29 protein-coding genes and 1 pseudogene are annotated in these 26,767 nt (G+C 66.6%); 20 read left to right on the top strand and 10 right to left on the bottom strand.

Annotated elements, in window-relative coordinates; genetic code table 11:
- The 3 genes from A5651_RS19270 to A5651_RS19260 form a co-directional block, all read right to left on the bottom strand.
- A partial coding sequence (locus A5651_RS19270; RefSeq protein ID WP_156663070.1) for an acyltransferase occupies positions 1 to 1,325 on the bottom strand: 1,325 nt, incomplete at its 3' end.
- A 50-nt stretch (positions 1,326 to 1,375) separates the two neighbouring features.
- Complete coding sequence (locus tag A5651_RS19265) at positions 1,376 to 2,227, bottom strand: alpha/beta hydrolase-fold protein (protein WP_066984525.1); 852 nt, start codon at positions 2,225 to 2,227, stop codon at positions 1,376 to 1,378.
- 7 nt (positions 2,228 to 2,234) lie between these two features.
- Complete coding sequence (locus tag A5651_RS19260) at positions 2,235 to 3,287, bottom strand: phosphodiester glycosidase family protein (RefSeq protein WP_369803975.1); 1,053 nt, start codon at positions 3,285 to 3,287, stop codon at positions 2,235 to 2,237.
- A gap of 193 nt (positions 3,288 to 3,480) precedes the next feature.
- Between A5651_RS19260 and A5651_RS19255 the strand changes: the two genes are divergently transcribed.
- Entirely contained in the window at positions 3,481 to 3,768 is a 288-nt protein-coding gene (locus tag A5651_RS19255; protein WP_066984522.1) for a GlsB/YeaQ/YmgE family stress response membrane protein, read from the top strand.
- On the opposite strand, the gene A5651_RS19250 is transcribed toward A5651_RS19255, so the two are convergent.
- Positions 3,765 to 5,045 (bottom strand): sorbosone dehydrogenase family protein, encoded by a 1,281-nt coding sequence (locus A5651_RS19250; protein ID WP_066984519.1) that lies wholly within the window; start codon positions 5,043 to 5,045, stop codon positions 3,765 to 3,767. The two genes, A5651_RS19255 and A5651_RS19250, sit on opposite strands and share 4 nt — an antisense overlap.
- On the bottom strand, positions 5,023 to 5,748 hold the full coding sequence (locus A5651_RS19245; protein ID WP_066984516.1) for a pirin-like bicupin family protein: 726 nt from the start codon (positions 5,746 to 5,748) through the stop codon (positions 5,023 to 5,025). The genes A5651_RS19250 and A5651_RS19245 overlap by 23 nt, the downstream gene beginning before the upstream one ends.
- A 115-nt stretch (positions 5,749 to 5,863) precedes the next feature.
- Between A5651_RS19245 and A5651_RS19240 the strand changes: the two genes are divergently transcribed.
- Positions 5,864 to 6,766 carry an endonuclease domain-containing protein gene (locus A5651_RS19240; RefSeq protein ID WP_066984513.1) on the top strand — a complete coding sequence of 301 codons (903 nt, stop codon included), beginning with the start codon at positions 5,864 to 5,866 and terminating at the stop codon, positions 6,764 to 6,766.
- 15 nt (positions 6,767 to 6,781) lie between these two features.
- On the opposite strand, the gene A5651_RS19235 is transcribed toward A5651_RS19240, so the two are convergent.
- On the bottom strand, positions 6,782 to 7,822 hold the full coding sequence (locus tag A5651_RS19235; protein ID WP_066984510.1) for a sigma-70 family RNA polymerase sigma factor: 1,041 nt from the start codon (positions 7,820 to 7,822) through the stop codon (positions 6,782 to 6,784).
- 41 nt (positions 7,823 to 7,863) lie between these two features.
- Here A5651_RS19235 and A5651_RS19230 point away from each other — a divergent pair, with 41 nt between their 5' ends.
- The 7 genes from A5651_RS19230 to A5651_RS19200 all read left to right on the top strand — a co-directional run bounded on the left by A5651_RS19230 (position 7,864) and on the right by A5651_RS19200 (position 15,136).
- Entirely contained in the window at positions 7,864 to 8,703 is an 840-nt protein-coding gene (locus A5651_RS19230; RefSeq protein WP_066984507.1) for an alpha/beta hydrolase, read from the top strand.
- A complete protein-coding gene (locus A5651_RS19225; RefSeq protein WP_066984504.1) occupies positions 8,700 to 9,695 on the top strand; it encodes a hypothetical protein in 996 nt (331 codons plus the stop codon). Before A5651_RS19230 ends, A5651_RS19225 begins: the two co-directional genes overlap by 4 nt.
- Positions 9,696 to 9,712: 17 nt before the next feature.
- Positions 9,713 to 10,462: a DUF2786 domain-containing protein gene (locus A5651_RS19220; protein WP_066984500.1), complete on the top strand. Its 750-nt coding sequence runs from the start codon at positions 9,713 to 9,715 to the stop codon at positions 10,460 to 10,462.
- Entirely contained in the window at positions 10,459 to 10,959 is a 501-nt protein-coding gene (locus A5651_RS19215) for a TIGR04338 family metallohydrolase (protein WP_066984497.1), read from the top strand. The genes A5651_RS19220 and A5651_RS19215 overlap by 4 nt, the downstream gene beginning before the upstream one ends.
- A gap of 10 nt (positions 10,960 to 10,969) precedes the next feature.
- Positions 10,970 to 11,626 (top strand): O-methyltransferase, encoded by a 657-nt coding sequence (locus A5651_RS19210; protein ID WP_066984494.1) that lies wholly within the window; start codon positions 10,970 to 10,972, stop codon positions 11,624 to 11,626.
- A gap of 199 nt (positions 11,627 to 11,825) precedes the next feature.
- Entirely contained in the window at positions 11,826 to 12,299 is a 474-nt protein-coding gene (locus tag A5651_RS19205) for an MmpS family transport accessory protein (RefSeq protein WP_231988751.1), read from the top strand.
- Positions 12,296 to 15,136: an RND family transporter gene (locus tag A5651_RS19200; RefSeq protein ID WP_066984491.1), complete on the top strand. Its 2,841-nt coding sequence runs from the start codon at positions 12,296 to 12,298 to the stop codon at positions 15,134 to 15,136. The genes A5651_RS19205 and A5651_RS19200 overlap by 4 nt, the downstream gene beginning before the upstream one ends.
- Here A5651_RS19200 and A5651_RS19195 read toward each other — a convergent pair.
- Positions 15,133 to 15,576 (bottom strand): hypothetical protein, encoded by a 444-nt coding sequence (locus tag A5651_RS19195; protein ID WP_066984488.1) that lies wholly within the window; start codon positions 15,574 to 15,576, stop codon positions 15,133 to 15,135. The two genes, A5651_RS19200 and A5651_RS19195, sit on opposite strands and share 4 nt — an antisense overlap.
- Before the next feature lie 676 nt (positions 15,577 to 16,252).
- On the opposite strand from A5651_RS19195, the gene A5651_RS19190 reads away from it, so the two are divergent.
- Genes A5651_RS19190 through A5651_RS19175 form a run of 4 tightly spaced genes read left to right on the top strand, consistent with a single transcriptional unit; the run spans position 16,253 to position 18,497 of the window.
- On the top strand, positions 16,253 to 16,834 hold the full coding sequence (locus A5651_RS19190) for a TetR/AcrR family transcriptional regulator (protein WP_082943857.1): 582 nt from the start codon (positions 16,253 to 16,255) through the stop codon (positions 16,832 to 16,834).
- Positions 16,831 to 17,529, top strand: coding sequence for an SDR family NAD(P)-dependent oxidoreductase (locus A5651_RS19185; RefSeq protein ID WP_066984485.1), 699 nt, complete (start codon positions 16,831 to 16,833; stop codon positions 17,527 to 17,529). Before A5651_RS19190 ends, A5651_RS19185 begins: the two co-directional genes overlap by 4 nt.
- A 28-nt stretch (positions 17,530 to 17,557) precedes the next feature.
- Positions 17,558 to 17,923: an SRPBCC family protein gene (locus A5651_RS19180; RefSeq protein WP_066984532.1), complete on the top strand. Its 366-nt coding sequence runs from the start codon at positions 17,558 to 17,560 to the stop codon at positions 17,921 to 17,923.
- Between the two features lie 55 nt (positions 17,924 to 17,978).
- Positions 17,979 to 18,497 carry a hypothetical protein gene (locus tag A5651_RS19175; protein WP_066984482.1) on the top strand — a complete coding sequence of 173 codons (519 nt, stop codon included), beginning with the start codon at positions 17,979 to 17,981 and terminating at the stop codon, positions 18,495 to 18,497.
- Positions 18,498 to 18,596: 99 nt separating this feature from the next.
- On the opposite strand, the gene ilvD is transcribed toward A5651_RS19175, so the two are convergent.
- Positions 18,597 to 20,297 (bottom strand): dihydroxy-acid dehydratase, encoded by a 1,701-nt coding sequence (gene ilvD, locus A5651_RS19170; protein ID WP_066984478.1) that lies wholly within the window; start codon positions 20,295 to 20,297, stop codon positions 18,597 to 18,599.
- Positions 20,298 to 20,374: 77 nt separating this feature from the next.
- Here ilvD and A5651_RS19165 point away from each other — a divergent pair, with 77 nt between their 5' ends.
- Positions 20,375 to 20,665, top strand: a complete 291-nt coding sequence (locus A5651_RS19165) for a metal-sensitive transcriptional regulator (RefSeq protein ID WP_066984475.1) — start codon at positions 20,375 to 20,377, stop codon at positions 20,663 to 20,665.
- On the opposite strand, the gene A5651_RS19160 is transcribed toward A5651_RS19165, so the two are convergent.
- Complete coding sequence (locus A5651_RS19160; protein ID WP_066984472.1) at positions 20,662 to 20,955, bottom strand: thiamine-binding protein; 294 nt, start codon at positions 20,953 to 20,955, stop codon at positions 20,662 to 20,664. The genes A5651_RS19165 and A5651_RS19160 overlap by 4 nt on opposite strands.
- On the bottom strand, positions 20,952 to 21,341 hold the full coding sequence (locus A5651_RS19155) for a PPOX class F420-dependent oxidoreductase (protein ID WP_066984469.1): 390 nt from the start codon (positions 21,339 to 21,341) through the stop codon (positions 20,952 to 20,954). Before A5651_RS19155 ends, A5651_RS19160 begins: the two co-directional genes overlap by 4 nt.
- A gap of 18 nt (positions 21,342 to 21,359) precedes the next feature.
- Between A5651_RS19155 and A5651_RS19150 the strand changes: the two genes are divergently transcribed.
- The 6 genes and pseudogenes from A5651_RS19150 to A5651_RS26090 all read left to right on the top strand — a co-directional run.
- Complete coding sequence (locus A5651_RS19150) at positions 21,360 to 22,616, top strand: MFS transporter (protein ID WP_066984466.1); 1,257 nt, start codon at positions 21,360 to 21,362, stop codon at positions 22,614 to 22,616.
- A 116-nt stretch (positions 22,617 to 22,732) separates the two neighbouring features.
- The gene (locus tag A5651_RS19145) at positions 22,733 to 23,821 is read left to right on the top strand and encodes a L,D-transpeptidase family protein (RefSeq protein ID WP_066984463.1); all 1,089 of its coding nucleotides are present in this window, start codon (positions 22,733 to 22,735) and stop codon (positions 23,819 to 23,821) included.
- A gap of 43 nt (positions 23,822 to 23,864) precedes the next feature.
- Entirely contained in the window at positions 23,865 to 24,788 is a 924-nt protein-coding gene (locus A5651_RS19140) for a DUF4129 domain-containing protein (RefSeq protein ID WP_066984460.1), read from the top strand.
- A gap of 2 nt (positions 24,789 to 24,790) precedes the next feature.
- Positions 24,791 to 25,276: a hypothetical protein gene (locus A5651_RS19135; RefSeq protein ID WP_066984529.1), complete on the top strand. Its 486-nt coding sequence runs from the start codon at positions 24,791 to 24,793 to the stop codon at positions 25,274 to 25,276.
- Positions 25,273 to 26,238: a MoxR family ATPase gene (locus tag A5651_RS19130; protein ID WP_066984457.1), complete on the top strand. Its 966-nt coding sequence runs from the start codon at positions 25,273 to 25,275 to the stop codon at positions 26,236 to 26,238. The genes A5651_RS19135 and A5651_RS19130 overlap by 4 nt, the downstream gene beginning before the upstream one ends.
- A 74-nt stretch (positions 26,239 to 26,312) precedes the next feature.
- Positions 26,313 to 26,540: pseudogene (locus A5651_RS26090) on the top strand (DUF58 domain-containing protein); the annotation flags it as partial.
- Positions 26,541 to 26,767: the final 227 nt, after the last annotated feature.

The following is a 26,767-nucleotide window of genomic DNA, read 5'->3' as shown; positions in this document are numbered from 1 at the left end:
GCCACCACCTGATCGCGCACCGACGGCGGTGGCAGGACCGCACGTGGCGCAGCAGTCGTCGGTGTGACGGGAGCGGCCGCGACGCCGTGGCCGTGCGGCACCGGCGTGACGAGGAGCAGTACCAGGCACGCACCGACCGCCGCTCCCGTCAGCCCGCCGCCGACTGCCAAGCTGCGGTTCGCTGACGACGTCAACGCCGGCACGAACCGCGCCGGGTTCTCGACGAGGTGCAGAGTCAGGATCGCCAGCCCGAACGACACCATTATCATCGCCAACCGGGCGGCCAAGCCGAGCGCTGCGCCGAACACGAAAGGCGCCAGCAGCAAAACCGGCCAGTGCCACAGGTACCACGAGTACGACAACCGACCGACCGACCGCATCGCCGGCTTCGACAGGAAGCGTCCGACACCCAGATCCGGTGTTGCACAACCCGCGCCGATCACGAGCACCGTGCCAAGCACCGGCAACAGCGCCGTCGTGCCCGGATACGGCGTGTCCTCGCCGATCTGTGTGCAGGTGACCACGATCAGCGCCAGTCCGCCCCAACCCACCAGCGCAGCCGACGGGCCCGGCAGGTGCCGCCACACACCGGTGGTCAACGCCACCAGCCCGCCGACCGCCAGCTCCCACGCCCGCGTCGGCAGCGAAAAGAACGCCCACGACGGCCAGTTGTCCGTGCAGACGACAGACCCAACGAACGACAGCACCGCCAGCACGGCGAGCATCGCGACCGGCGGCCACAGCGTCGGTCGCCGGGCCAAGCGCGTGAATAGCCATGCGATACCGACGATCAGTGCCGGCCACAGCAGATAGAACTGCTCCTCCACCCCGAGCGACCAGTAGTGCTGCAGCGGTGATGGCGAGGCATCAGCGCTCAGGTAGTCGGTGCCCTCGATCGCCAATCGGTAGTTGCCGACATACAGTGCGCTCGCGATACCGTCGCCGAGAACGCTGCGCGCCTGAAGGGGTGGCAGCAGCATCGCCGATGCGGTGCACGTCGCGACGAGCACCGTGATCGCGGCAGGCAGCAATCGGCGCGCCCGCGCGGCGTAGAACTTGGCCATCCGCACCGTTCCGGTACTCGACGCCTCACGCCACAACATCCCGGTGATCAGAAATCCGGAGACGACGAAGAAGACGTCGACACCAATGAACCCGCCACTGGCCCCGGGTAGCCCTGCGTGGAACAGCACCACCGCGATGACCGCGACGGCTCGCAACCCTTCGATGTCGTGGCGGAACTGCCTCTTCAGCAGAGGTCCTCGCCCGTTCGCAGGGGCGCCGCGTCGGGAGGCAGTGCTGGGCGTAGTGGCAAGGTAATTCACTCGAGCCACGATCGTCTCACGACGTGGTGATCGGCCCGAGGATCAACGCGCTATCTCGCCAGCCAGGCCAACTCACGCGGTAGCTTCTCCCGCCACGCCGCCACGTCGTGACCACCGACGAACGACACACCCGACGGCGGCCGGCGCAACGACGACACGAACTGTTTGGTGGCGTCATAGAAGCGGTCGTTGTCGCCGCAGTCGATGCGCAGCGGGATATCCGACAGGGAAGGCGTGCCGTATACCGAGTAGGCGATCCAGTCCGCCGGGCCGTCGAACGCGCGTTCCTGGAGGGCCTCGGAATAGTCGGTGAAGAGCGCGGGTGCTACCGCACAGATCGCCGCGGTTCGCTTCGGCCCCAACGCCCCGCCGAGCAACAGCGCGCCGTAGCCGCCCATCGACCAGCCGATGAAACTCACCCGCGACGTGTCCAGACCCTTGGCCGCCAACATCGGCAGCAGCTCGGTGAGGACCATCGCCCCTGAGTCCTCACCGGTAACGCGACGGTGCCACCACCCGTTGCCCCCGTCGACGGACACCACCGCGAACGGCGGGTAGCCCGCTTTCGCCAACTCCGCCAGGCCCGCTTCCACACCCATGGCCATCACGCCCTCGGCATCCATGTCGCGGCCATGCAGCGCGATGACGGTCCGCAGTGGTCGGGTGAACCGGCCCGGTGGGAGCGCGATGGCCCACTTCGTCTCGATTCCACCGCGGGCCGTCGAGACGAACGACCCCGTCAGCATCGTCGGTAACCCGCCCGCCGAGGAGGGTGACGGCGGGTCGGCGGGGGGAGCGCCCGCCGCGGTCGCCAACCCCAACTGCCACACCGGGTCCAGCGCATATGCACCGGCGAGTCCCGCGCCCAGCCGCAACATCGTGCGGCGTGTCATCTCCGGCATCGGCGGGTCAGACAAACGCGAGCCAGCTCGGAAGTGCGCGTTCGCGTGAATCGCACAGCACCTGCCGGGTGTCGCAGCTGCCTTTGGGAACGCCTGCACCACTCCACATTCCGCCAGTGTCCCGTCTCAGCACGATGGCCGACGACCCGCCGCCGTCCAGCAGCAGCGCGGTGTCAGAGCCAAGCCCGCGGAACAGGTCCTGAATTTGGTCGGGTGTGTAGCTGCCGCCCTGGAACACATACAGCTGATCGTTGGTTCGGTTGTAGGCCAACGCCGTACGGGCGGCGCTCGGTCCTGCGTCGTTGAGTTGGCCGCTGTCACCGGGAGCCAACAGGCCCAGGCCCGCAACGGCGACGAACTTGGCGTTCTGGTCGAGCAGCTTCTGGATTTCTGGCGATGCGGCGTCATAGTCGTTGGGGCCCTTGGGCATGACGACATAGGGCGCACCGCCGGACGGGAGGATCATCGTCGCCAGCGCGGCCCACTGCTCGTCACCACCGGACAACCCCTGCTTACCTGCATAGGCCAGCGTGCCCGTCACCGCGGCGTTGGCCCTGCCCTGGCCGCTGGTGTTGTCGACGTAGGCGCCTAGTGGCGAACTGCATTTGGTGTCGCGCCACGACCCGCCCTTCTGGCCGCGCACGTCGAAGAAGTTCGCGTTGATGGCGATCGTCGGCTGGCCGAGCGCCTGCCACGCCTCCAGTGGCGAATAGACCTCGGAGGCCTGCCACAATCCTTCGCCGGTGCGCGCGCCCGCGGTCCGCTCGCAGCGCGATTGGTAGCCCTGGTGACTGTCGACCAGCAAGCGGGGTTTCAGTCGGTCTGACGCGTTCTTGATCGTCATCAAGTGCCCGCCGCTGTTCATCTCATACCAATTGCCGCCGGCGTTGAGCATGGGTGCGGGGTGGCCGTCGCCGAAGTTGTAGACGAGGTATGACCCTTGTGTGTTGGCGATCGCGCCTGCGAGCAAGGCTCGGCCGTCGGCGCGTGCCACCGGCGCGGCTGTCGCCGACAGCGCCGTCACCAGCACTAGCGCGGCGGCGTACGCCAGAAACCGCACCCGGCTTGGAGCGGCTGGTGTTGGCACGGTTTGACCTCATTCGAAGCGCGGAAACGAGACCTCCCCATCACACCAACCTCACAGTCAACTTCCGTAACGCGACAGTCACGATCCGATATCGCTCGCGCGGGGCGTGGAAACCGGCGTCGAGGGGTAATCCGGTGTGGGTCGGTCCCTCAACTAAGGAGCAAACATGATCGGAACGATTCTCAGCGCGTTGGTCGTCGGTTTGATCGTCGGCGCGCTGGCGCGGCTCATTATGCCCGGTAAGCAGAACATCGGCGTGATCATGACGATCGTCCTCGGCGCACTGGGCGCGTTCATCGGGACGTGGCTGACGTATCAGCTGGGTTATCAGAACTCCAATGGCGGCTTCGAGATCATCCCGTTCCTCGTCGGGATCATCGTGGCGATCATCCTGATCGCGATTTACGTGGGCATCACCGGTCGTCGCGGCACCAGGACGCCGACGACGCGTTAGCGGCCGCGCGGGGTGAGGCGGTAAACAGCGCCCGCGTCATCATCGGTGATGTAGACGGCGCCGTCCGGTCCGGGGACAGCCGCGACCGGGCGGCCCCATCTGGAGCCGTCGTCGGCCTGAAATCCTCCGACGAGCGTCTGCTGGTTGCCCAAAGTCCCCGCCCGCCAAGCAAAGAAAGATACCTCCGGCGCCTGCGGCGGCTGCCGGTTCCATGAGCCGTGTACGCCGACCAACGCGCCGTTTGCATACGGTGGCGGCAGCAACCCGGTGGTGAAAGCGAGTCCCAGCGGTGCGGCGTGGGCGCCCAGGCTCTGCTCCACCGGCGACAACGCGGCGCAATCCATCCGCGACCCGTCGCGGTTGGTCGACATGTCGCGGATGAACGGCAAGTTCGACGGCCCACCCTCGGGATTGCAGAAGGGCCAACCCATTTCACGGCCCGGCGTCAGCCGTGCCAAAGACTCCGGCGGATGATCGTTGACGTAACGCATGTCGACATTGCCGCGGGGGTCCGGGGCGTTGTCGCGGTTGTTGACCGCGGTCCACACTGAACCATCCGGCGCGACGGCCAGGCCCGTTCCATTGCGAACTCCGGTCGCGAAGGGCCGGGCCCGACCACCGCCCGGCGGGATCCACATGATGGTGGCGCGCGGCGGATCGGCGTCGCGATCTTCGGCCGAAACGTTGCCTGTCGATCCGATCGAGAAGTACACCGCGCCATCATGGCCAACCGCAACGCTTTTCAGCGCGTGCGCATAGGCACCGCGCAGTTCGGGGCTGCGTGCGTCGGGAAGATCGTCGGCGATGGTGCGGCGGTTGACCGCGGCGCCGCCGGCGTAGTCGTATGCGTCGATCTGGTCGCTCTCGGCGACATAGAGTGTCGACCCGGCAAACGCCATCCCGTGCGGTTGTTCAAGCCCGTCGAGCAAGACCGATTGGTCTGGTGCCGCATCGGGTTTCGGCGTCAGCTTCACGATCTGTCCGGTCGCCGGCACCGACACGAGTAGCGCTTTGTCCGGCGTCCACACTGCCAGCCGGGCTTTCGGTATGCGGGCCCATACCGAAAGTGACCATCCCCCGGGAATCATCGCGTGCCGCGGCTCGTCGAACGGGGCTTGGGCGAACCGGGCGGGGACGTCGACAGGAGCCGACACAAGGTTGTTCGACGGTGTCGATGGTGGTGCCTGCGGTTGCGGCGGCTCCGACGAGCACCCGGCCAGAAGCGCGACGCCGACCAGTGCGGAGGCTATCGTGTTACGCCCCAGCCAAATCCGCATGCATCTCCCACACCAGAAGCTCTGACGGCTCGGTCGCCGTCACCCGCCGACCACCCGCAGCGGTGAACCGGACGGCGTCACCCTCGCTCAACGACCCGGCCTCTTCGAGTGTGACGGCGCCGCGAGCCACGAACAGGTGCACGAACGGCGCATCCGGCAGAGCAACCGTGTCGCCCGGCTGCAGTCGCGCTGCGTGCAACGTGGCGTTCTTGTTGTGGATGCTGATCGCCGCGTCGTCGCTGCGCCCCGACGCGATGGTCGTCAGGCCCCCGGCGAGGTGCGCGTCGTCGATCTCAGCCTGCTGGTACCCGGGTTCGATGCCCGACTCGTCGGGCGCCAGCCACATCTGTATGAAATGCACCCGCTCGCTGACGGACCCGTTCTTCTCCGAGTGCAGCACACCGGTCCCCGCTGACATCCGCTGCGCCAGCCCCGGAAAGATCACGCCCGAGTTGCCCATCGAGTCGCGGTGTTCCAGTGCCCCGTGCAGCACCCACGTGACGATTTCCATGTCGCGGTGCGGGTGGGTATCAAACCCGGCGGCCGGCGCGACGATGTCGTCGTTGTTGACCAGCAGCAGCCCGTGGTGGGTGTTGGAGGGGTCGTAATAGCTCGCGAACGAGAACGAGTGCCTGGAGTTCAGCCAGTCCGTCGTGCTGGTTCCGCGTTGGTTCGCGCGGCGGATGTCGACGGGTGCCGTCATGAACCCCAGGGTAGCGACGGCGTGAAATCAGGTTCCAGCACGCTTATCCACAGGTTTACGTGCCATAAGTCTGATCTGACCGGGCGATGTCGGCGCCCTCGGCGAGCGTCGAGCCATGGACGAGACAGCAGAACCTTTCATCGGTACCGAAGCTGTGGCAGCAGGGATGAGCCGACGGCAGCTGAGCCGCCAGTACACAGCGGTATATCGCAACGTGTATGTCAGGAAAGGGACCCAGCTGACCGCGCGATCCCGCGCGAAGGCTGCGTGGCTCTGGTCCGGACGCAACGCCACCTTGGCCGGGCTTTCGGCAGCGGCGATGCATGGTTCGTTGTGGATTGATCCGGATCTACCCGCCGAGCTCATTCGCACCGGGGATGAGGTGGACGGAATTCTCATTCGTCGCGACAGGTTGGCCGATGACGAGTACTGCGTCGTGGAGAGCATGCCGACTACTACACCGGCCCGCACCGCGTACGACCTCGGACGTCGAGGGAACCTGACGCAAGCAGTCGTCCGGCTCGACGCGCTCGCTCGCGCGACGGGACTCGTTCGCGGCGACATTGATCCGGTGGTTGCGCGTCATCGTGGCGCACGAGGAATCGTTCAACTGCGCCAGGCGCTCGACTTGATGGACGGCGGCGCCGAGTCTCCGCAGGAATCGCGCACCCGCTTGCTGCTCGTTCGAAACGGCTTGCCAACGCCCCAGACACAAATCGCGGTCGTCGACGAGTTCGGGTTTCCTTATGCGCGGATCGACATGGGCTGGGAGCAGTGGAAGGTGGGAGTCGAGTACGACGGGGCCCAGCACTGGCTCGATCCCAGGCAGCGGACGTGGGACATCGATCGATGGGCCAAACTCGCCGCCGGCGGCTGGCTCATCGTCCGTGTCAGCAGCGAATTGCTTCGCAACCGGCCAGGTGTTGTCATCGCCCGGGTCGTCGACGCATTACGGCAGGCAGGTTGGCGGGGCGAAATCAGACTTGTTTCACGGCAAACAGCGAAATTCGTGGCATAAGTCTGATCTCGCGGGCTATAGCGAGGCGGGTAGGCCAAATTTTTCGAACAGCGTGGCGTCGCCGAACGCGACGACATGCGCTACGGCTTGGCCCGTCACATCGATCACATGAAACTGGAACGCCTCGTGCACACCCGTGTCCTTGTTGCGCATATATAACCCCGCGGCGGGCTGGCCGTTGGCCGTCGTCGGCAGCAGCCGCATGTCGCCGGCCTTCTCGGCGGGACAGTGCTTCTTGATCAACGCCTTGATGGCCGCCGGCGACTGATACCAGCCGTCGAACGGCGGCATCTCCCACACCGCCTCCTCGGTGAACATCTCCACAAGCTTGTCGATGTCGTACGCCTCGAACGCCGCGATGTAGCGGTCCAGCAGGTCCTTGGTCTCGGGGGAGTCCGGCGCGTCCAGCGTGTCGTTCTCGCTGGGACCCGCGGCGTCGAGTTGCGCGCGCGCCCGTTGCAACAGGCTGTTGACCGCGGCCGTCGACGTCCCGATCGCGTCGGCGACCTCGGCGGCCTTCCACTGCAGCACCTCGCGCAGCACCAGCACCGCCCGCTGCCGCGGCGACAAATGCTGAAGAGCCGCAACGAACGCAAGCCGGACCGACTCCCGCGAGCCGACGATCACCGACGGATCGGAAGGGTCGTCCGCAGTGTCCGGCAGCGGTTCCAGCCAGCTGACCTCGGGGCGCGTCAGTTCAGCGGCGGGGTCGGCGCTCGGCTGGCCCAGGCCCGTCGGCAGCGGCCGCCGCTGCTTGCCCTCGAGCGCCGTCAGGCTGGTGTTGGTCGCGATGCGATAAAGCCAGGTCCGCACCGACGATTTGCCTTGGAAGCCCTTGTAGGACTTCCACGCGCGCAGATATGTGTCCTGAACCAGATCCTCGGCGTCGTGAATAGAGCCAGTCATCCGGTAGCAGTGCGCAAGCAACTCGCGTCGGTAGCGCTGCGCTTCGGTCAGGAATTCATCAGCATCGGCGGCCGAATTTTCTGAGTCAGCCGGTCCGTAGCTCTCGGCGAGCACACTCACGCCGCCGAGCTTACGCAGTACCGCCGACAACTCATGGCTATCCGTTCGGCCGGGTTAGCTACTCTGCGCTGATGGCCAGTAGTCGCTACGAGCGGTCCTTCGAGGGCGTCGACGGCGTCCGCATCGTCTACGACGTATGGGAACCCGAAGAGGACTGCCGTGGTCTGGTCGTGTTGTGTCACGGCTACGCCGAACACGCCCGCCGATACGACCACGTCGCGCAGCGACTCGGCCAGTCGGGCCTGGCGGTCTATGCCCTCGACCTGCGCGGCCACGGCCGCTCCGGGGGTAAGCGGGTGTACCTGAAGAACATCTCCGAATACACCGACGACTTCCACGCCCTGGTCGGCATCGCGGCTGCGGAGTACCCGGAGCTCAAGCGCATTGTCCTCGGCCACAGTATGGGCGGCGGGGTCGTCTTCGCCTACGGCGTGGAACATCCCGACGACTACACCGCAATGGTGCTGTCCGGCCCTGCAGTCGCCGCCCAGGACGGGGTACCGCCGGTGATGATGGTCGCCGCGAAGGTGCTCGGCAGGCTGCTGCCCGGCCTGCCCGTCGAACAGCTCCCCACCGACGCTGTGTCGCGCGACCCGGAGGTGGTCGCCGCCTACAACGCCGACCCGCTGGTGCATCATGGCAAGCTGCCCGCCGGTATCGCCCGGGCGCTCATCGGCGTCGGCGAGACCATGCCGCAGCGCGCACCGGTGCTGACGGCTCCGCTGCTGGTCGTGCACGGCGAGCAGGACAAGTTGATCCCGGTCAGCGGCAGCAGGCGCCTGATGGAGTGCGTCGGGTCGAAGGACGCGGAGCTCAAGGTGTACCCGGAGCTCTACCACGAGGTGTTCAACGAACCCGAGCGTGCCACGGTGCTCGACGATGTCGCGTCGTGGATTGAGACACGGCTGTGAAAGCTGTTGTCGCCCTCGCCTTCGCGCTGCTTACGCTGCTGTCGGCCGGCTGTTCGTCCGACGATGCCAAAGACAAGCCATGGGTGGAGGACGAGGTCAGCTTCGATGCCAGCGGCCTCACCATCCATGGCACGTACCGCCACCAGAACGACGCGCCACCTGGGCCCGCCGCGTTGCTGATCTCCGAGAGCGGACACACCGACCGCAACGGCGACAACAACGTCGTCGGGAAGATCGGCAACATGCGCCAGCTCGCCGAGTTGCTCTCCGACAAGGGGGAAGCCAGCCTGCGCTACGACAAGGTCGGCACCGGTAAAACCGGCCTCGGGCCCTATCAGGCGCGGCCCGAGGACGTCGTCAGTTCCGTCTACACGGCCGGCGCCAAGGCCGCGGCCCGCTTCCTCGCCGAGCAGGCGGGCACCGACAAGAACCGACTTTCGGTATATGCGGTCGGCGAGGGCACCGTGCACGCGATGACGCTGGCCTCCGACACGTCGCCCGGCGCGCCCAAGATCCATTCGCTCGGCCTGCTGCAGCCACTGTCCGGGCGCTATCTCGACATCATCACCAACCGGGTGCGCTCCGACGCCAGCCCCGAGACGCTGAAAACCTGGCTGGCCGCCGTCGACGAGGTCCGCACCAAGGGCACGGTGGCGAAAGATCTTCCGGAGGGGCTGGGCGCCATCCTCAACCCCGGCAACGTGAAGGCCGTCATCGAGACGGACAAGATCGACCCCGTCGCGCTGGCGGCGAAGGTGCCCGCGGGCACGCCGGTGCTGCTGACGTGCTCCGACACCGACCGGCAAGCGCTGTGCTCGACGATGCGGCCACTCATCGATGCGCTGGGACACACCGCGCTGACCGTGGTCGAACTCAGGGGCGTCAACCACGTGCTGCGCGACGACCCGAGCGACAATATCGCCAACCTCGCGAAGGACGCTCCGCTTTCTCCACAGCTTGTGAACGCGCTCGACGGGTTTGTCGGAAAGTAGCTTTAGTCTGGGTCGCAATGACTGACGACAAGATGCTGGCCCGCATCGCCGCCCTGCTGCGTCAGGCCGAGGGCACCGACAACGAACACGAAGCCGCAGCGTTCATGGCAGCCGCGCAACGGCTGGCCACCGCAACGTCGATTGATCTGGCCGTCGCTCGTTCGCATTCCGACCAGCGGACCAAGGCGCAGATGCCGGTGCAGCGGACCATCACCATCGGCAATGCGGGCGCGCGGGGGCTGCGCACGTATGTGCAGCTGTTCGTGCTGATCGCCGGCGCCAACGACGTCAAATGCGACATCGCGTCGAACTCGACGTTCGTCTACGCCTACGGTTTCGCCGAGGACATCGACGCCAGCCACGCGCTCTACGCCAGCCTGGTGACGCAGATGGTGAAAGCGTCGGAGGCCTACATCGCCTCGGGCGAGCACCGGCCCACGCCGACGATCACAGCCCGCATCAACTTCCAGCTGGCATTCGGCGCCCGCATCGGCAAGCGGCTGGCAGAGGCCCGTGAGCAGGCGCGGCAGGAGGCAACCAAGGGCAAGACGAGCCAACCGGGCACCGCAATCGCACTGCGGGACAAGGACATCGAGCTGAAGGACTTCTATCGGCAGACGTCTCAGGCTCGCGGGACATGGCGGGCGACCAGCGCCACGGCAGGGTATTCGTCATCGGCGCGACGGGCTGGTGATCGGGCGGGCCGTCGCGCGCGGCTCGGCGGTAGCCAGGAGATCAACGGCGCGCGCAGCGCACTGAACCGGTGAATGTCCGCGACTCTCAACGCGCAAAGGTCTACGCCGCAGAGGAATTCGTGCGCACCCTGTTCGACCGCGCGGCCGAACACGGCAACCGATCAGTCGAATTCTTCGGCACGAACCTGACACTGCCGCCGGAAGGGCGGTTCGGGTCCGTCGACGGTGTGCAGAAGTATGTGGACGACGTGTTCGCGCTCGGCTCGGTGCGGGTGCGCTGGCCGAACGTTGCACCGCTGATCGTGCGGCCCCGCCGCGGTGTCACGGCCGCACACTATGAACGCGGTGACCATGGAGCCGTGATCGCAGTGCCCGAGCGGCAGACGACGTGGGCGCTGCGGGAACTCGTCGTGCTGCACGAGATCGCGCACCACCTGTGTGACGCGGTACCCCCACACGGGCCGGAGTTCGTCGTGACGTTCTGTGAACTCGCCGAGGCGGTGATGGGTCCGGAGGTGGCACACGTGCTGCGGGTCGTGTACGCCAAGGAGGGTGTGCACGAACGGTAACGTCGGGAGCGTGACGGATCCCAAGGCGCTCGATGAGTTGTTCACCCGGGTGCTGCACACCGAAGACGACGCACTACGCGCTACGCGCGAATCGGCTGCGGCCGAAGGCATGCCGGCCATCGAAGTGTCCGCGCAGCACGGACGGCTGCTGCAGTTGTTGGCGAGGATGTCAGGCACGAAGCGGGTGCTGGAGATCGGGACGCTGGCCGGCTACAGCACGATCAACCTGGCGCGCGGAGTCGGAGCCGACGGCCACGTCGTCACACTGGAGTTCGACCCGCGACATGCGGAGGTGGCCCGCGCGAACTTTGAAAGGGCTAGAGTCGCCGACCGCATCGAGGTGATCGTCGGCGCCGCGCTGGACACCTTGCCTCGGCTCGCTGAGCGCGGCGAGACGTTCGACATGTTCTTCATCGACGCCGACAAGGAGAACAACGTCGCCTACGTCGAATGGGCGGTCAAGCTGGGACAGCCGGGGTCAGTCATCGTGGTGGACAACATCGCTCGCATGGGCCGGGTGCTCCAACCTGCCGACGACGACCACCAGGCCAAGGCCGTGCGCGCCATGTTCGACATGATCGGCGAGCACCCGCGCCTGGATGCCGCGGCGATCCAGACGGTGGGCACGAAGAACTGGGACGGCTTCGCGGTGGCGCTGGTCAGGTAGCCGCGACGTCCAGCCGGCTGATTGAACGGCGGCATGCAGCGCGGAGACGCCGGCGCCGAGATGCGGTCCCGCAGAATTCCTGCCCGGCCTTTACGAGCGCTTCAGGGGCGGAGCCAGGCCGGAGTTGTGGCCGCCAGACCCATGTCGTACCGTCAACCTAGTTGATTAGCTTTCCTAGGATTCGACGAGCGTGCGGCGCCTGTCGTCGCGCATGAAAGGGTCACGCTTGCAGCGGGTTTCGATCAGCAGCCGACTGGCCCGGCGCTGGATGCTGCTGGTAGCGGTCGGTGTGATCGCAGTCGCCGGGTTTGCTGTGTATCGGCTGAACGGCATCTTCGCCTCCGCTGACGTCACGTCGACGCCGAGTGGCTCTGACAACGAGATCGTTCCGTTCAATCCCAAGCACGTGGTCATGGAGGTGTTCGGCCCCCCGGGCACGGTCGCCACCGTCACCTACACCGACGTGAACGCTCAACCGCGGCGGGCCGACGCCGCCCCGCTGCCCTGGTCCTACGACACCACCACCACCCAGCCGGCGGTCTTCGTCAACGTCTCGGCTCAGGGTGACAGCGACTCGATCGGCTGCCGCATCAAGATCGACGATGTCGTCAAGGACGAAAGATCGATCAACACCTTGAACGCCTTCACCTATTGTCTGGACAAGTCGGGATGAGCGGTCACCGGCTTCCGGACTTCATCCGGCGGTACGCGGTTCTGATCGCGCTGTTCTGGCTGGGCTTGGCGGTGGTGACGAATGTCTTCGTGCCGCAATTGGAGACCGTGGCCGAGTCACACAACGTGTCGCTGAGCCCGCAAGACTCGCCCGCGTTGCAGGCCGCCAAACGCATCGGCAAGGTGTTCGACGAGTTCGACTCAGACAGCTCGGCGATGATCGTGCTGGAGGGCGATCAGCCGCTCGGGGCCGAGGCCCACCACTACTACGACGGCCTGATCGACAAGCTCAGCGCCGACACCAAGCACGTCGAGCACATCCAGAATTTCTGGGGAGATCCTCTGACGGCGGCCGGCTCGCAAAGCGCCGACGGCAAGGCGGCGTTGGTTCAGGTCTACCTCGCCGGCAACCAGGGTGAGTCGCTGGCCAACGAGTCCGTCGACTCGGTGCGCGACATCGTCAACCACACGACACCGCCGCCGGGCATCAAGGCCTACGTCACCGGGCCGGCACCCCTGGTCACCGATCAGTTCGAGGTGGGCCGCCACGGCACGCTGAAAACCACCCTGCTGACCATCGGCGTGATCGCGGTGATGCTGCTGTGGCTCTACCGCCGCCTCACCACGGTGTTATTCGTGATTTTCACAGTGATGATCGAGTTGACCGCATCCCGCGGGACGGTTGCGGTGCTCGCCAACGCCGGCATCATCGAGCTGTCGACGTACTCGACCAACCTGCTGACGCTGCTGGTGATCGCCGCCGGAACCGACTACGCGATCTTCCTTCTCGGCCGCTTTCACGAAGCGCGTTACGCCGGTGAAGACCGGGTCTCGGCGTACAACACGATGTACCACGGCACGGCCCACATCATCCTGGGGTCCGGCCTGACGATCGCCGGCGCGGTGTTGTGCCTGACCTTCACCCGATTGCCGTACTTCAACAGCCTGGGCGTCCCTGCCGGCATCGGCGTCATGGTCGCGGTCGTGGCGGCGCTGACGCTGGCGCCGGCCCTCCTGGTTATCGGCCGGCACTTCGGCTTGTTCGAACCGGCCCGGCCGATGCGCACCAAGGGCTGGCGGCGCATCGGCACCGTCATCGTCCGCTGGCCGGGACCGGTGCTGGTGGCCACGGTGGCCATCGCGCTCATCGGGCTGCTCGCGCTGCCGAACTACAAGACGAACTACGACAACCGCCACTACATGCCCGCCAATGCGCCGGCCAACGTCGGCTACACCGCCGCCGAGCGCCACTTCTCGCAGGCGCGGCTCAACCCAGAACTGCTGATGGTCGAGGCCGACCACGATCTGCGTAACCCCACCGATATGATCCTGTTGGAGCGAGTCGCCAAGGCGGTCTTTCATACCGACGGCATCGCACAGGTCCAGTCGATCACCCGCCCGCTCGGTACGCCGCTGGACCACACATCGATCCCGTTCCAGATCAGCGCGAGCAGCGCGTCGCAGATCAACAACCTGCCGTTCCAACAGGCCCGCGGCGACGACCTGCTCAAACAGGTTGGCGTGATCAACAATTCGATCGACATCCTGCGCCAGCAGTACGCGCTGCAACAGCAGTCCGGTGAGATCACCGACGAACAGGCCAAAGCGTTCCAGCAGACGGTGGCCACGGCCAACGACCTGCGGGACAAGATCGCCAACTTCGACGACCAGTTCCGGCCGCTGCGCAACTACTTCTATTGGGAGCCGCACTGTTTCGACATCCCGATGTGTGCGGCGCTGCGGTCGCTGTTCGACGCGCTCGACGGCGTCGACGCGCTGACCGAGCAACTGGGCAACGTCTCGGGCAGCATCGCCAAGCTGGATGCCTTGCAGCCCAAGCTCCTTGCGCTGATTCCGCCACAGATCGCCAGCCAGCAGACCAACCGCGACCTGACCATGACCAACTACGCCACCACCTCGGGCATCAACGATCAATCCGCGGCGGCCCTGCAGAACTCCACAGCGCTGGGTCAGGCATATGACGCGTCGAAAACCGACGACTCGTTCTACCTGCCGCCCGAGGCATTCACCAACCCGGAGTTCCAGCGCGGGCTCAAGTTGTTCCTGTCACCCGACGGCAAAGCCGCCCGCATGATCATCACCCACGAGGGCGATCCCGCTACGCCCGAGGGCATTTCACACATCGACAACATCCGGCATGCCGCCTCCGAAGCCGTCAAGGGGACTCCGCTGGGCGGATCGAAGATCTACATCGCCGGTACCGCCGCGACGTATAAGGACATCCAGGACGGCGCCAAATACGACCTGATCATCGCCGCGATTGCGGCGCTGAGCCTGATCCTGCTCGTCATGATGTTCATCACGCGCAGCATCGTCGCCGCGTTCGTCATCGTGGGCACTGTGGCGCTGTCGCTGGGCGCCTCGTTCGGGCTGTCGGTCCTGATCTGGCAGGACCTGTTCGGTATCGAGCTGTACTGGATCGTCTTGGCGCTCGCCGTGATTCTGCTGCTGGCCGTGGGGTCGGACTACAACCTGTTGCTGATATCGCGGTTCAAGGAGGAGATCGACGCCGGCCTGAACACCGGCATCATCCGGGCGATGGCGGGCTCGGGCGCGGTGGTGACGGCAGCGGGTCTGGTGTTCGCCGCGACGATGGCGTCATTCCTGTTCGCTGACTTGCGGATCCTCGGTCAGATCGGCACCACGATCGCGCTGGGTCTGTTGTTCGACACGCTGATCGTGCGGTCGTTCATGACGCCGTCGATCGCGGCGCTGATGGGCCGCTGGTTCTGGTGGCCGCTGCGGGTGCGTCAGCGGCCCGTCCCGCAGTCGTTCGCCGCGAGCCGCAAGGAGCAGCAACTACCCCTGTGGGACTAGGCCCGTGCGGGCTCGGGCGACGGCAGCCGGTTTTTCAAGCGTGCGACCCGTCTCAGTTGAGCCGCCATGTTCATGGAGGTCAGCATCGGGATGCCGCCGATGAACGTGCGGAACGAGGGGTTGCCGCCGTGGATGTGCAGCATGAACAGACAGCCGACCACGTAGAAGAATCCCATGGTGAACAGCGCCGCGGGAATCGCGTAGGCCAGCGGCGAGCGGGCATCGGCGATGAGTTCGTTCGCGTAGTCCACTTCGTCCTGCGAGAGGGGTTGCCCCTTACGGAGTTTGGCCAGCACCTCTTTGTGGGCGCCGACCTTCTCGCCCAGCGGATGAGCCGGCCGCCGCTCCAGCCGGCTGATGTAGACGAATACGCAAGTGGCGAACACGATTTCCAGCACGGCAGCCAGCACCGTGAGATCACCCCATGGACCGAGATTCACCCTACAAACGCTACCTGATCTAAGTAATTCTGACGGCGCCGACTGCGTGCTTGCTGGCTTACAACGTCGGCAGGGTAATGGTGGGCAGCGTCGGCAAAGTCGGGAGCGTCACCGTCGGCAGAGTCGGCAGGGTCACCGTAGGCACAGTTGGCAGAGTCGGCGCGGTAGGCAGGGTCACCGTGGGCACAGTTGGCAGAGTCGGCGCGGTCGGCAGGGTCACCGGAGGCACAGTTGGCAGAGTCGGCGCGGTAGGCAGGGTCGGCCACGTGACACTGATTGGGGGCACATTCAGCCCGACAGGAAGACCTGGGTCGTACCACACACCGGTGCCGTCTATGGGGTCGCCGGGCCAAAACCATCCCGGCCCGTATCCGAAAACGTCTCCGTCTTGCCCATAAGTTTGTTGAGGCATCGGTGTACCTGGGACGAAAGGCGAGGCAGCGGCGATCGCGGTACCCGCCGCGCCCAGTCCCAGCACGCCCACACTCAGCGCACCGCCGACAGCTGTTGCGAGAAGAATCTTCTTGAGATTCACGGCTCACCCCCGTGCTACCCATCGCTGCAAACCCATCGTCCTCCTCTTGAAGCGCAGATGTAAGAGGCTTTCGGGGCGTTGGGCGCTAGGGCCAGCCCTCGCTTTACGATCGGCAAGTGCCGTGCTGTACGATCGGCAAGTATGAAGATGGCGGTGCAAGCGCCAGGCGTTGCCGACACTCGGCAGCGCCTCGTCGATGTCGCCGTCGACCTGTTCACCCAGCACAGCTTCGCGGGGACGTCGCTGCAGATGATCGCCGACGAGATGGGCTTCACCAAGGCCGCCATCTACTACCACTTCCGCACCCGTGAAGAACTGCTCGCCGCCGTCGTTGAACCGATGCGCGAGCAGCTCAGCGGAATCGTGGCGGCCGCCGAGGCGCAGCGCAGCGCCACCGCCCGCGCCGACCACATGCTGCGCGGCTATGTCGAGTTGGCGGTGGCCAATCGCGCGCTGGTGTCGGTGCTGGCCTGCGATCCGAGCGTGACGACGCTGCTGCGTGACCAACCGCACTGGGCGGAGCTGATCAACCGCCAGCTCGTGCTGCTCGCCGGCGGCGGCCACGAACCGGCAGGGCTCATCAGGGCCACGGTGGCACTCGCGGGAATCTCGAGCGCCGTCGGACCGGCGTGGATCACCCTCGACGACGACGACCTGTTGGCCCATCTCGTAGAAACAGGACGGCGCACCCTAGGGCTGCGCAGGAAAGGAAACGGGTCATGAAGACAGCTGTGGTCACCGGCGGAGCGTCGGGCATCGGCCGCGCCATTGCGCAGCGTCTGCAAGCCGACGGTCACCACGTCGCCACGATCGACCTGCAGCGCTCCGACGGAGACTTCGCCTACACCGCCGACGTCACCGACCGCGGACAGATCGACACTGCTCTCGACGCGATCCGCGCCCAGCTCGGGCCCGTTTCGATTCTGGTGAACGCCGCAGGGCTGGACGGCTTCTCGCGCTTCGCGGACATCTCGTTCGACACCTGGCAGCGAGTCGTCGACGTCAACCTCAACGGCGTCTTCCACTGCTGTCAGGCGGTGCTGCCCGACATGGTCGACGCCGGCTGGGGCCGGATCGTCAACATCAGCTCGTCGAGCACACACTCCGGTGTGGCAGGCATGGCGCACTATGTTGCCGCTAAGTCCGCCGTCAACGGGCTGACGAAATCGCTTGCGCTGGAATACGGCCCGATGGGAGTCACCGTCAACGCGGTGCCGCCGGGCTTCATCGATACCCCGATGCTGCGCAGCGCCGAGGACCGCGGCTTCACCAACGTTGAGAAGACGATCGCGATGACACCGGTGCGCCGGATGGGCAAGCCCGAAGACATCGCCGCGGCGTGTGCGTTCCTGGTGTCGGAGGAGGCCGGCTACATCACGGGCCAGATCCTCGGTGTCAACGGGGGACGCAACACGTAACGCGCACCCGAATGGGTATGCAATGCAGATGCTCACCATCAGCAGACAGATCGACGCTCCGGCCGCCGCCGTGTGGAAAGTCCTGTGCGACACCGACGCCTGGCCGAAGTGGGGCCCGACAGTGTCGAGTGGCGAGATCGACGGCGGCACCTTGACGCTAGGCGCGACCGGACGGGTGTACACACCCGTCGGGGTGGCGCTGCCCTTCACGATCATCGAGTTCGAGCCCGGCCGCCACTGGAAGTGGGCGGTCGCCGGCGTACCCGCCACAGCACACGGTGTCGAGCCGACCGGCACGGGATGCCGGGCCACCATGTCCGCGCCGTGGTGGGCGCCGGCGTATTTGCCGGTTCTCGCGATCGCCTTGCAGCGCATCGACCGCATGGTGAGCTAGCGCTGTTTCACCGATTCGCCGGTGCGTGCGGCACCGTCTATGTTACCCAGGCACAATGCGGAAAGTCGTGAAGCTCAGTGCCTTCGCTGTAACCGCGTTGTTGGTCGCCTCGCCCGCCGCCCACGCCGACCGCGTCGAACCCCCGCCGCTGTACGGGTACTACAACCTGTTCGTCGACTTCGCGAAGCAGACGTTCAACGGCACGCCGACCCCGATGGACTCGAAGACCTTTCCAGTCCTGTTCACCACAAACTGTGACGTGAACGGATGCGTCGTGCGCATGGACAACTCCGACGACCATGCCCGCAATCCGGGTGCTCCGTTGGCTTATGAGTACCGGTGGACCGGCGACCGCTGGGCGACCAGCGGCGAGTATCCCTACTTCTGCGATCGCAGCGACCCCAACAGTGCCGTGGCAGCCCAGCGCTCGGATTACTGGGTCCCCAATCCCGACGGGAGTTTCTTCGGTGTGCGGACGCTGGTTGTCGAGGGCGCAGGATGCCCGGGTGAGGGGCCAGGAACCCATACGGTGCCGATAGCGCTGACACCAGTCGATCCGCCGCCTTCCACCTGATTGCGGGCACACTCGAGACGGCGTGAGCGCGCGCAGAGTGTTGAAATCCCGCGGCGTGTCAGGTGCAGACACGCACCCTCGGCGGGAAGGGCGGGGCGGCTAGCCGCAGACGGCACCGGTTGCGGCGGAGCCCACGAGCTTGGTGTACTTCGCCAGCACGCCGGTGGTGTATGTCGGAGGCAGCGGCTCGAAATCCACCTTACGCGCGTCGAATTCGGCCGGGTCCACCAGAACGTCGAGCGTGCCCTTGGCGACGTCGAGGCGGATGCGGTCACCGTCGCGCACGAACGCGATCGGTCCACCGTCGACCGCCTCGGGCGCGATATGCCCGACGCACAGGCCCGTGGTGCCGCCCGAGAACCGTCCGTCGGTCAGCAGCAGCACCTCCTTGCCGAGCCCGGCGCCCTTGATCGCGCCGGTGATTGCCAGCATCTCCCGCATGCCTGGGCCGCCCTTGGGGCCCTCATAACGGATGACGACGACGTCGCCGTTGGTGATCGTGCCGTCCTCCAGCGCGTCGAGCGCGGCCCGCTCACGCTCGAAAACCCTTGCGGTGCCTTCGAACACATCAGAGTCGAAGCCGGCCGATTTCACGACCGCGCCCTCCGGTGCCAGCGAGCCGTGCAGGATAGTGATGCCTCCGGTCGGATGGATCGGGTTCGACAGGGCGCGCAGCACCTTGCCGTCGGGGTCCGGCGGGGCGATGTGAGCGAGGTTGGCGGCCATGGTCTCGCCGGTCACCGTGAGGCAATCACCGTGCAGCAGACCGGCGTCCAGCAACGCTTTCATGACTACGGGCACACCGCCGATGCGGTCGACGTCGAACATCACGTGCTTGCCGAACGGCTTCACGTCGGCCAGATGCGGAACCTTCTGCCCGATGCGGGTGAAATCGTCGAGCGTCAGCTTGACGTTGGCCTCGTTGGCGATCGCGAGCAGGTGCAGCACCGCGTTGGTGGAACCGCCGAACGCCATCACGACCGCAATCGCGTTCTCGAACGCCTCCTTGGTGAGGATGTCGCGGGCGGTGATGCCTCTGCGCAACAGCTCCACGACGGCCTGGCCGCTGCGGCGGGCGAACCCGTCGCGGCGGCGGTCGGTGGCGGGCGGCGCGGCGCTGCCGGGCAGTGACATGCCCAGCGCCTCGGCCGCCGACGCCATCGTGTTGGCGGTGTACATGCCGCCGCAGGCGCCTTCACCGGGACAGATCGCGCGTTCGATGGCGTCGACGTCCTCGCGCGGCATCAATCCGCGAGCACACGCGCCGACCGCCTCGAACGCGTCGATGATCGTCACGTCGCGCTCGGAGCCGTCGGACAGCTTCGCCTTGCCGGGCAGGATCGAGCCTGCGTAAAGGAAGACGCTGGCGAGGTCGAGCCGGGCGGCGGCCATCAGCATCCCGGGCAGCGACTTGTCGCAGCCGGCCAGCAGAACCGATCCGTCGAGACGCTCGGCCTGCATGACGGTCTCGACGCTGTCGGCGATCACCTCGCGCGACACCAGCGAGAAGTGCATGCCTTCATGGCCCATCGAGATGCCGTCGGACACCGAGATGGTGCCGAACTCCATCGGGAAACCACCCGCGGCGTGCACGCCGTCCTTGACGGCCTTAGCCAGCCGGTCCAGCGACAGGTTGCACGGGGTGATCTCATTCCACGAGGACCCGACGCCGATCTGCGGCTTGGCGAAGTCGTCGTCCTCCATGCCTACCGCCCGCAGCATCCCGCGGGCGGCGGCCTTCTCGAGGCCGTCGGTGACATCACGGCTTCGAGGCTTGATATCGATGGAGTCTGAGGGCATGCCTGCCAGTATGCTCGCCTCGTTTCGCCCGGCCAAACCAATATGCATACCCCCGCGGGGTACCGTACGCTGGAGCTATGACTGCCACCCACGGGTATGCGTCCAATAAGGACAGCTACGCCAAGCGGCTTCGGCGCATCGAGGGCCAGGTTCGGGGCATCGCGAAGATGATCGACGAGGACAAGTACTGCATCGACGTGCTCACCCAGATCAGCGCCGTCAACAGCGCGCTGCAGTCGGTTGCGCTGAGCCTGCTCGACGAGCACCTCGGCCACTGCGTCACCCAGGCCGTTTCCGAGGGCGGTGACGAAGCCGAGGCGAAGCTGGCCGAAGCGTCGGCCGCGATCGCCCGGCTGGTGAAGAGCTAACCGCCCAGCGCCTCGTCGATCCGCTGCACCTTCGCCGCTAGCTGGCCGGTGTAACCCGGCCGGATGTCGGCCTTGAGCACCAGGCTCACCCGCGGCGCAACCGCGGCCACGGCCTCCACCGCCTGTTTGACGACCGCCATCACCTCGTCCCACTCACCTTCGATGTTGGTGAACATCGCATTGGTCTCGTTCGGCAATCCCGAAGCCCGGACGACGCGGACCGCCTCGGCGACGGCCACGCCCACACTGTCGTCGCCGCCCGAGGGGCTGACGCTGAATGCGACGATCACTGCTTCGTGTACGCGGTTGGCCGAACCACAATGATCACCCGGTCGGCCTTGTCGGCCGGCGGCTCGGTCAGCGGACCGCTGTAGCGGTCGTTGAGCGACAGATAGAACTCGCCTGTCGGATCCGGGACGATTTCCTCGACGACGCCGCGTACCTCGAGATAGCGGTACGGGTTGTCCGGGTCGACGATTGACATCGCGACGTTCGGGTTGGCCGCGAAGTTGCGGAACTTCTGCCGCTTGGTCGTGTGAGTGAACCGCAGCAGCTCCCCGTCCCAGTCGAACCACATCGGGTTCACCTGCGGGTTGCCGTCGGGTCTCACGGTGGCGAGGTGCCCGAAATTGGGGCGTTCCAGCAGCGATTCGTAACCCTGCGGAATGGCGGCCATGACGGATCCTCTCTATCTATGGGGCTATCTACGGCGGAAAGTTCGACTCCACCAGACAACCAGTCGCGCCGCACATGGTCACCCCGAATCGCCTTGCAACTGGCTGTGCTGTCGGCGGCCGCGTTCGTCTACGTCACCGCCGAGATGGTTCCGGTGGGTGCTCTGCCCGACATCGCATCCGGCCTTGACGTGAGTGAGGCGTTGGTCGCGACGCTGCTGGCCAGTTACGCGTTCGTCGCCGCGGTGACGACGGTTCCGCTGGTGCGTCTCACCGCGCACTGGTCGCGCCGTCGTACCCTGCTCGTCACGTTGGTGTGTTTGACTGCCTCGCAACTCATTTCGGCGCTCGCTCCGAATTTCGCCGTGTTGGCCGGCGGCCGGGTGCTGTGCGCGGTCACGCACGGGCTGATGTGGTCGGTGATCGCCCCGATCGGCGCGCGGCTGGTGCCGCCGACGCACACCGGTCGTGCCACGGCCGCCGTCTACGTCGGCACCACCGTGGCCCTCGTCGTGGGCAATCCGCTGACAGCCGCCATGAGCGAGCTGTGGGGCTGGCGGCAAGCGGTCAGCGCGGTCACCCTCGCCGCTGCCGGCGTGACCGTCGCCGCCAGGGCGACACTCCCGCCGATGGCCGCCGGCCTCGACACGGTCCGCACCCACCGACGCCCGCACCGCGACCGCCGATTGGTGACGCTGAGCGCGCTGACCCTGATCGGGGTCACCGCCCACTTCATCTCCTACACGTTCATCGTGGTGATCATCCGCGACGTGGTCGGCGTGCGCGGCACGCAGCTGGCGTGGCTGCTGGTGGGTTTCGGCGTCGCCGGTCTGGCCGGAATGGCGGTCATGGCGCGCCCGGCCGACCGCTACCCGCAAGCCTCGGTCGGGGGCTGCCTTGCCGTGCTCACTGCCGTCTTCGCGGTGCTGGCGACGCTCGCGGGAAGGCCGCACTTCGGTCTCGGCGCCGCGGCGATCGTGCTGTGGGGCGCGGCCTCGACGGCGCTGTCGCCGATGCTGCAGGCCGCGGCCATGCGCACCGCACCCGACGACCCCGACGGCGCGTCCAGCGTCTATGTCACTGCGTTCCAAGTGGGGATCATGGCGGGCTCACTGGGCGGCGGTCTCCTCTACGAGCACGCCGGTCATGCCGTGATGATCGCATCGTCGTCGGCGCTGATGACTGTCGCGTTCAGCGGCGTCGTAGCGGTCCGCGGGCTTTTCAGAGTTCGTTCAGGTAACCACCAGGAAGTAACCTCTGCCGCGTCGTGTCGATGAACACACCAGCTCACCGGCGTTTCCTGGACAGCTGTCCGGCTCGGGGAGGGTCATTGCGGGGTTAGCCGACCCGCTCCCTGTGCGAAACTGGTCGAAGCTTTGACTGGAGGTGTTCCATGCCGCAGCGCAAGATGCGGAAGCTCGTCACCGCGACGGTCGCGGTCGGTCTGATCGGTGCTGCGGCGTTGGGCAGCCCGCTGGCCTTCGCCGATCCCGAGGCCCCCGACCCATTCGGTCCCCCGCCAGGCCCGGATCCCGCCGCCGTCGCGCCGCCGCCCGAGGCGCCCGTCGACCCCGCCGCTGCGGTGGCGCCCCCGCCGGCACCAGTGAACCCGCCGTCGGCCGATCCGCTCGCCGTGGCTCCGCCCGCACCGCCGGCCGATCCCGCGGCGCAGCCACCCAACCCGTTCGCACCTCCGGCCACGCCGCAGTCACAGCCGACGACCATCCCCGAGGGCACCCCCGCGGGCCAGAACCCGACGCCGTATACGGGCGAGCCGGTGTTCGTGCCGCCGTCCTTCAACCCGACGAACGGTTCCATGGTCGGCGTCGGCAAGCCGATCATCATCAACTTCGCGCGACCGATCGTGGACCGGCCGATGGCCGAGCAGGCGATCCACATCTCGTCCAACCCGCCGGTGCCCGGCAAGTTCTATTGGATGAGCGACAAGCAGGTGCGCTGGCGGCCGCTGAACTTCTGGCCGGCCAACACCACCGTGAACATCGACGCCAGCGGCGCCAAATCCAGCTTCCGCACCGGCGAGTCCCTGATCGCCACGATCGACGACAAGGCCCATCAGATGACCGTGACCCGCAACGGCAAGGTCGAAAAGACATTCCCGGTGTCGATGGGTAAGCCCGACGGCAAGCACGAAACCAAGAACGGCACGTACTACGTGCTGGAGAAGTTCGCGTCGATCGTGATGGATTCCGCCACCTACGGCGTGCCCAACACGGCGCCCGACGGCTACAAGCTGACCGTTCAGGACGCGGTGCGAATCGACAACAGCGGCGCGTTCGTGCACAGTGCGCCGTGGTCCGTCGGCGACCAGGGCAAGCGCAACGTCAGCCACGGCTGCATCAACCTCAGCCCGGCCAACGCGCAGTGGTTCTACGACAACTTCGGCAGTGGCGACCCGGTCGTCATCAAGAACTCGGTGGGCAGCTACACCCAGCCCGACGGCGCCAACGACTGGCAGATATAGCCATACCGTTGCGGCGGTGACCTGACCGCGCCCAGGATGGGTTATGGCCCATCGGCCGCGCGTGGTCGCCGTGATCGTGCTCGTGATCGTGGCCGCCGCGGCGCTGCACGGATATCTGCCCGGCGCGCAGCCGCCTCCGCCTCGCGAGCGCCCGACCACCAGCCTCGGCAGCCTGTTCGCGGTCATTGCGATGCTCGTGGTGTCGATGGCGATCATCGTGATCGCGATCGTCACGCAGTCCCGCCGCCGGCCGGTGGGCTACGGCCCGGGCGAACCGCCACGCGCGATGACGGGGGAGCGACGGCCGCTGACGTGGCGGCTGATTCTCGTCGCGGTGGCAGTGGCGATCGCATGGCTGTTGTTGATCGCGTTGCTGTCCCGTCTGAATTCGCCGGCGGGTCTCGAGCAGCAATCACCCACAGCGAATCCGCCGCCGCCCGGCACACCGCAGCCACCGCCCGAACCACCCGACGACCCGGATCCGTCGTCGACCGTGTTCTCCATGCTCGCCGGAGCCACGATGCTGCTGATGTTGCTGACGTTCGTCGCCGCAGTGATCGCGGGGCGGCGGCAGCGGCGTCGAGCCGCACCGGTGGCGCCGCCCGACGAATACCGGCCCGCGCCAGTCGCGCCCGCGTCCGGCTCACTGGCCCGCGCCGCCGAGGTCGGCCTGGCCGAAGCGGCCGACCTGAGCCGAGAACCGCGCGAAGCGATCATCGCGTGCTACGCCGCGATGGAGCGGCAGCTTGAGAACTCGCCCGATATCGTTCCGCGGGAATCGGATACGCCGACTGAGGTGTTGGCGCGGGCGGTGGAGCATCGCGCGTTACGCGCCAACAGTGCGACCGAACTGGTCGAGCTGTTCGAGGAGGCGCGGTTCAGCCCGCACGTGATGACCGAGGCGCATCGCGAGACGGCGGTGCGGGTGCTGAGGCTGGTTCTCGACGAGCTGCGGAGCGTGGCATGACACTGAAAAAGCTTGTCGCCGCGGGCCTTTGTTTGATAATCGGTGTCCAGGCGCTGGCGATGATGATGCCCGACCGTCGGTATTCGCTGGTGATCATCGGAATCGCAGTGGCGATGGCGTTGCTGGCGCTGCGCTTCTATCTCGCGCATCTCAGCGACGAGCCGCAAGCACCGATCAAGGCGAACGACGCCGAAGAGTCCTTGCGCCGCTGGTTGTCTCGCACCGAGACGCAGATCCAATGGGCGGAGTCGACACGATCGGACTGGGATCGGCACCTGCGCCCGATGCTCGCGCGGCAGTTCGGCATCGCGACCGGACAGAAGCAGAACAAGAACCCGGACGGCTTCCGCGCCACCGGCCGAATGCTCTTCGGCGACGAGCTGTGGGCGTGGGTGGATCCCGAGAACATCGCCCGCACCGACGCGCACGTGCCCGGGCCGGGCCGGGAAGCGCTCGATGAAATCCTCAGGAGGCTGGAACGGGTATGACCGATTCGCTACCTGCCGCGACGACGACTGCCAATTGCGAGGCGGTGCTCGACGAGATCCAGCGCGTCGTCGTCGGCAAGCGCTGGGCGTTGACGCTGATTCTGACGTCGGTGCTCGCGCGCGGGCACGTGTTGATCGAAGACCTGCCCGGCCTGGGTAAGACGTTGATCGCGCGGTCATTCGCCGCGGCGCTCGGGCTTGAGTTCACCCGCGTGCAGTTCACACCCGACCTGCTTCCGGCCGACCTGCTCGGTTCGACGGTGTACGACATGCAGTCGGGCCGGTTCGAGTTCCGGCGGGGGCCGATCTTCACCAACCTGCTGTTGGCCGACGAGATCAACCGCACGCCCCCGAAGACGCAGGCTGCGCTGCTCGAGGCCATGGCCGAGGGGCAGGTGAGCATCGACGGCGTCACCCATCAGCTGCCGAAGCCGTTCGTCGTGCTGGCCACCGACAACCCCATCGAGTACGAGGGCACCTATCCGCTACCCGAGGCGCAGCTGGATCGTTTCGCGATGCGGCTGGAACTGCGCTACCTGTCCGAGAAGGAGGAGGCCTCGATGTTGCGCCGGCGCCTCGAGCGCGGATCGGCGGAGCCGACGGTGAACCAGGTTGTGGACTCCCATGATCTGATTGCCATGCGGGAGTCGGTGGAGCAGGTGACCGTGCACGACGACGTTCTGCACTACGTTGTGTCGCTGGCCAATGCCACGCGTCAGCACCCGCAGGTGGCTGTCGGCGCCAGTCCGCGGGCCGAGCTCGACCTGGTGCAACATGCCCGCGCCCGGGCGCTGCTGCTGGGCCGTGACTATGTGATCCCCGAGGACGTGAAGTCGCTCGCCGTTCCCACCATGGCGCACCGGATCAGCCTCAAGCCGGAGATGTGGGTGCGTCGCGTGCACGGCGCCGACGTCATCGAAGAGTTGTTGCGGCGGCTGCCGGTGCCGCGGGCCCGCACGTGACGAGCACAGACATCATCGGCTCACGACGCATCGAAGCCGAGTTGCATTGGCACGCATCTCCTTTGGCGCGCGCGATGGCGACATGTGCGGGAGTGGTGCTGGTCGCCGCGCTGATCGGCGCGCGCTGGCAGCTCATCGCGTTCGCGGCGCCGCTGCTGGGCGTGCTGTGTTCGATCGCATGGCAGCGCTCGGTGCCGACGGTCTATGTGCACGCCGAGCCTGCACTGCAGCGCTGCTTCGAAGGCGAGCAGACGCAGCTGACTGTGTGGGCCACCGCCGAGCCGGCGGACGTCGACGTCGCGGTGGCCGACAGCAGCCCGCCCGGCGCGACGACGTCGACCGTGGCGCGGATCGGGTAGCGGCCCCACCGGTCGGCTGCCACGGTAACCATCTGCCGTCCAACGGTTTCAGCCTCGGCGGTGTCGATGCTCATCCCCGTTGCACCCGACACCGCCACCGCGACGTCGACGTCCGCCGGCTCGGCGGTGGCCCACACAGTCAGCTGCGTCTGCTCGCCTTCGAAGCAGCG

The sequence above is a fragment of the Mycobacterium sp. 1274761.0 genome, assembly GCF_001668615.1.
Taxonomy (GTDB): Bacteria; Actinomycetota; Actinomycetes; order Mycobacteriales; family Mycobacteriaceae; genus Mycobacterium.
The sequence above is the reverse complement of the archived record's forward strand: the minus strand, read 5'-3'. Positions and strand labels throughout refer to the sequence as shown.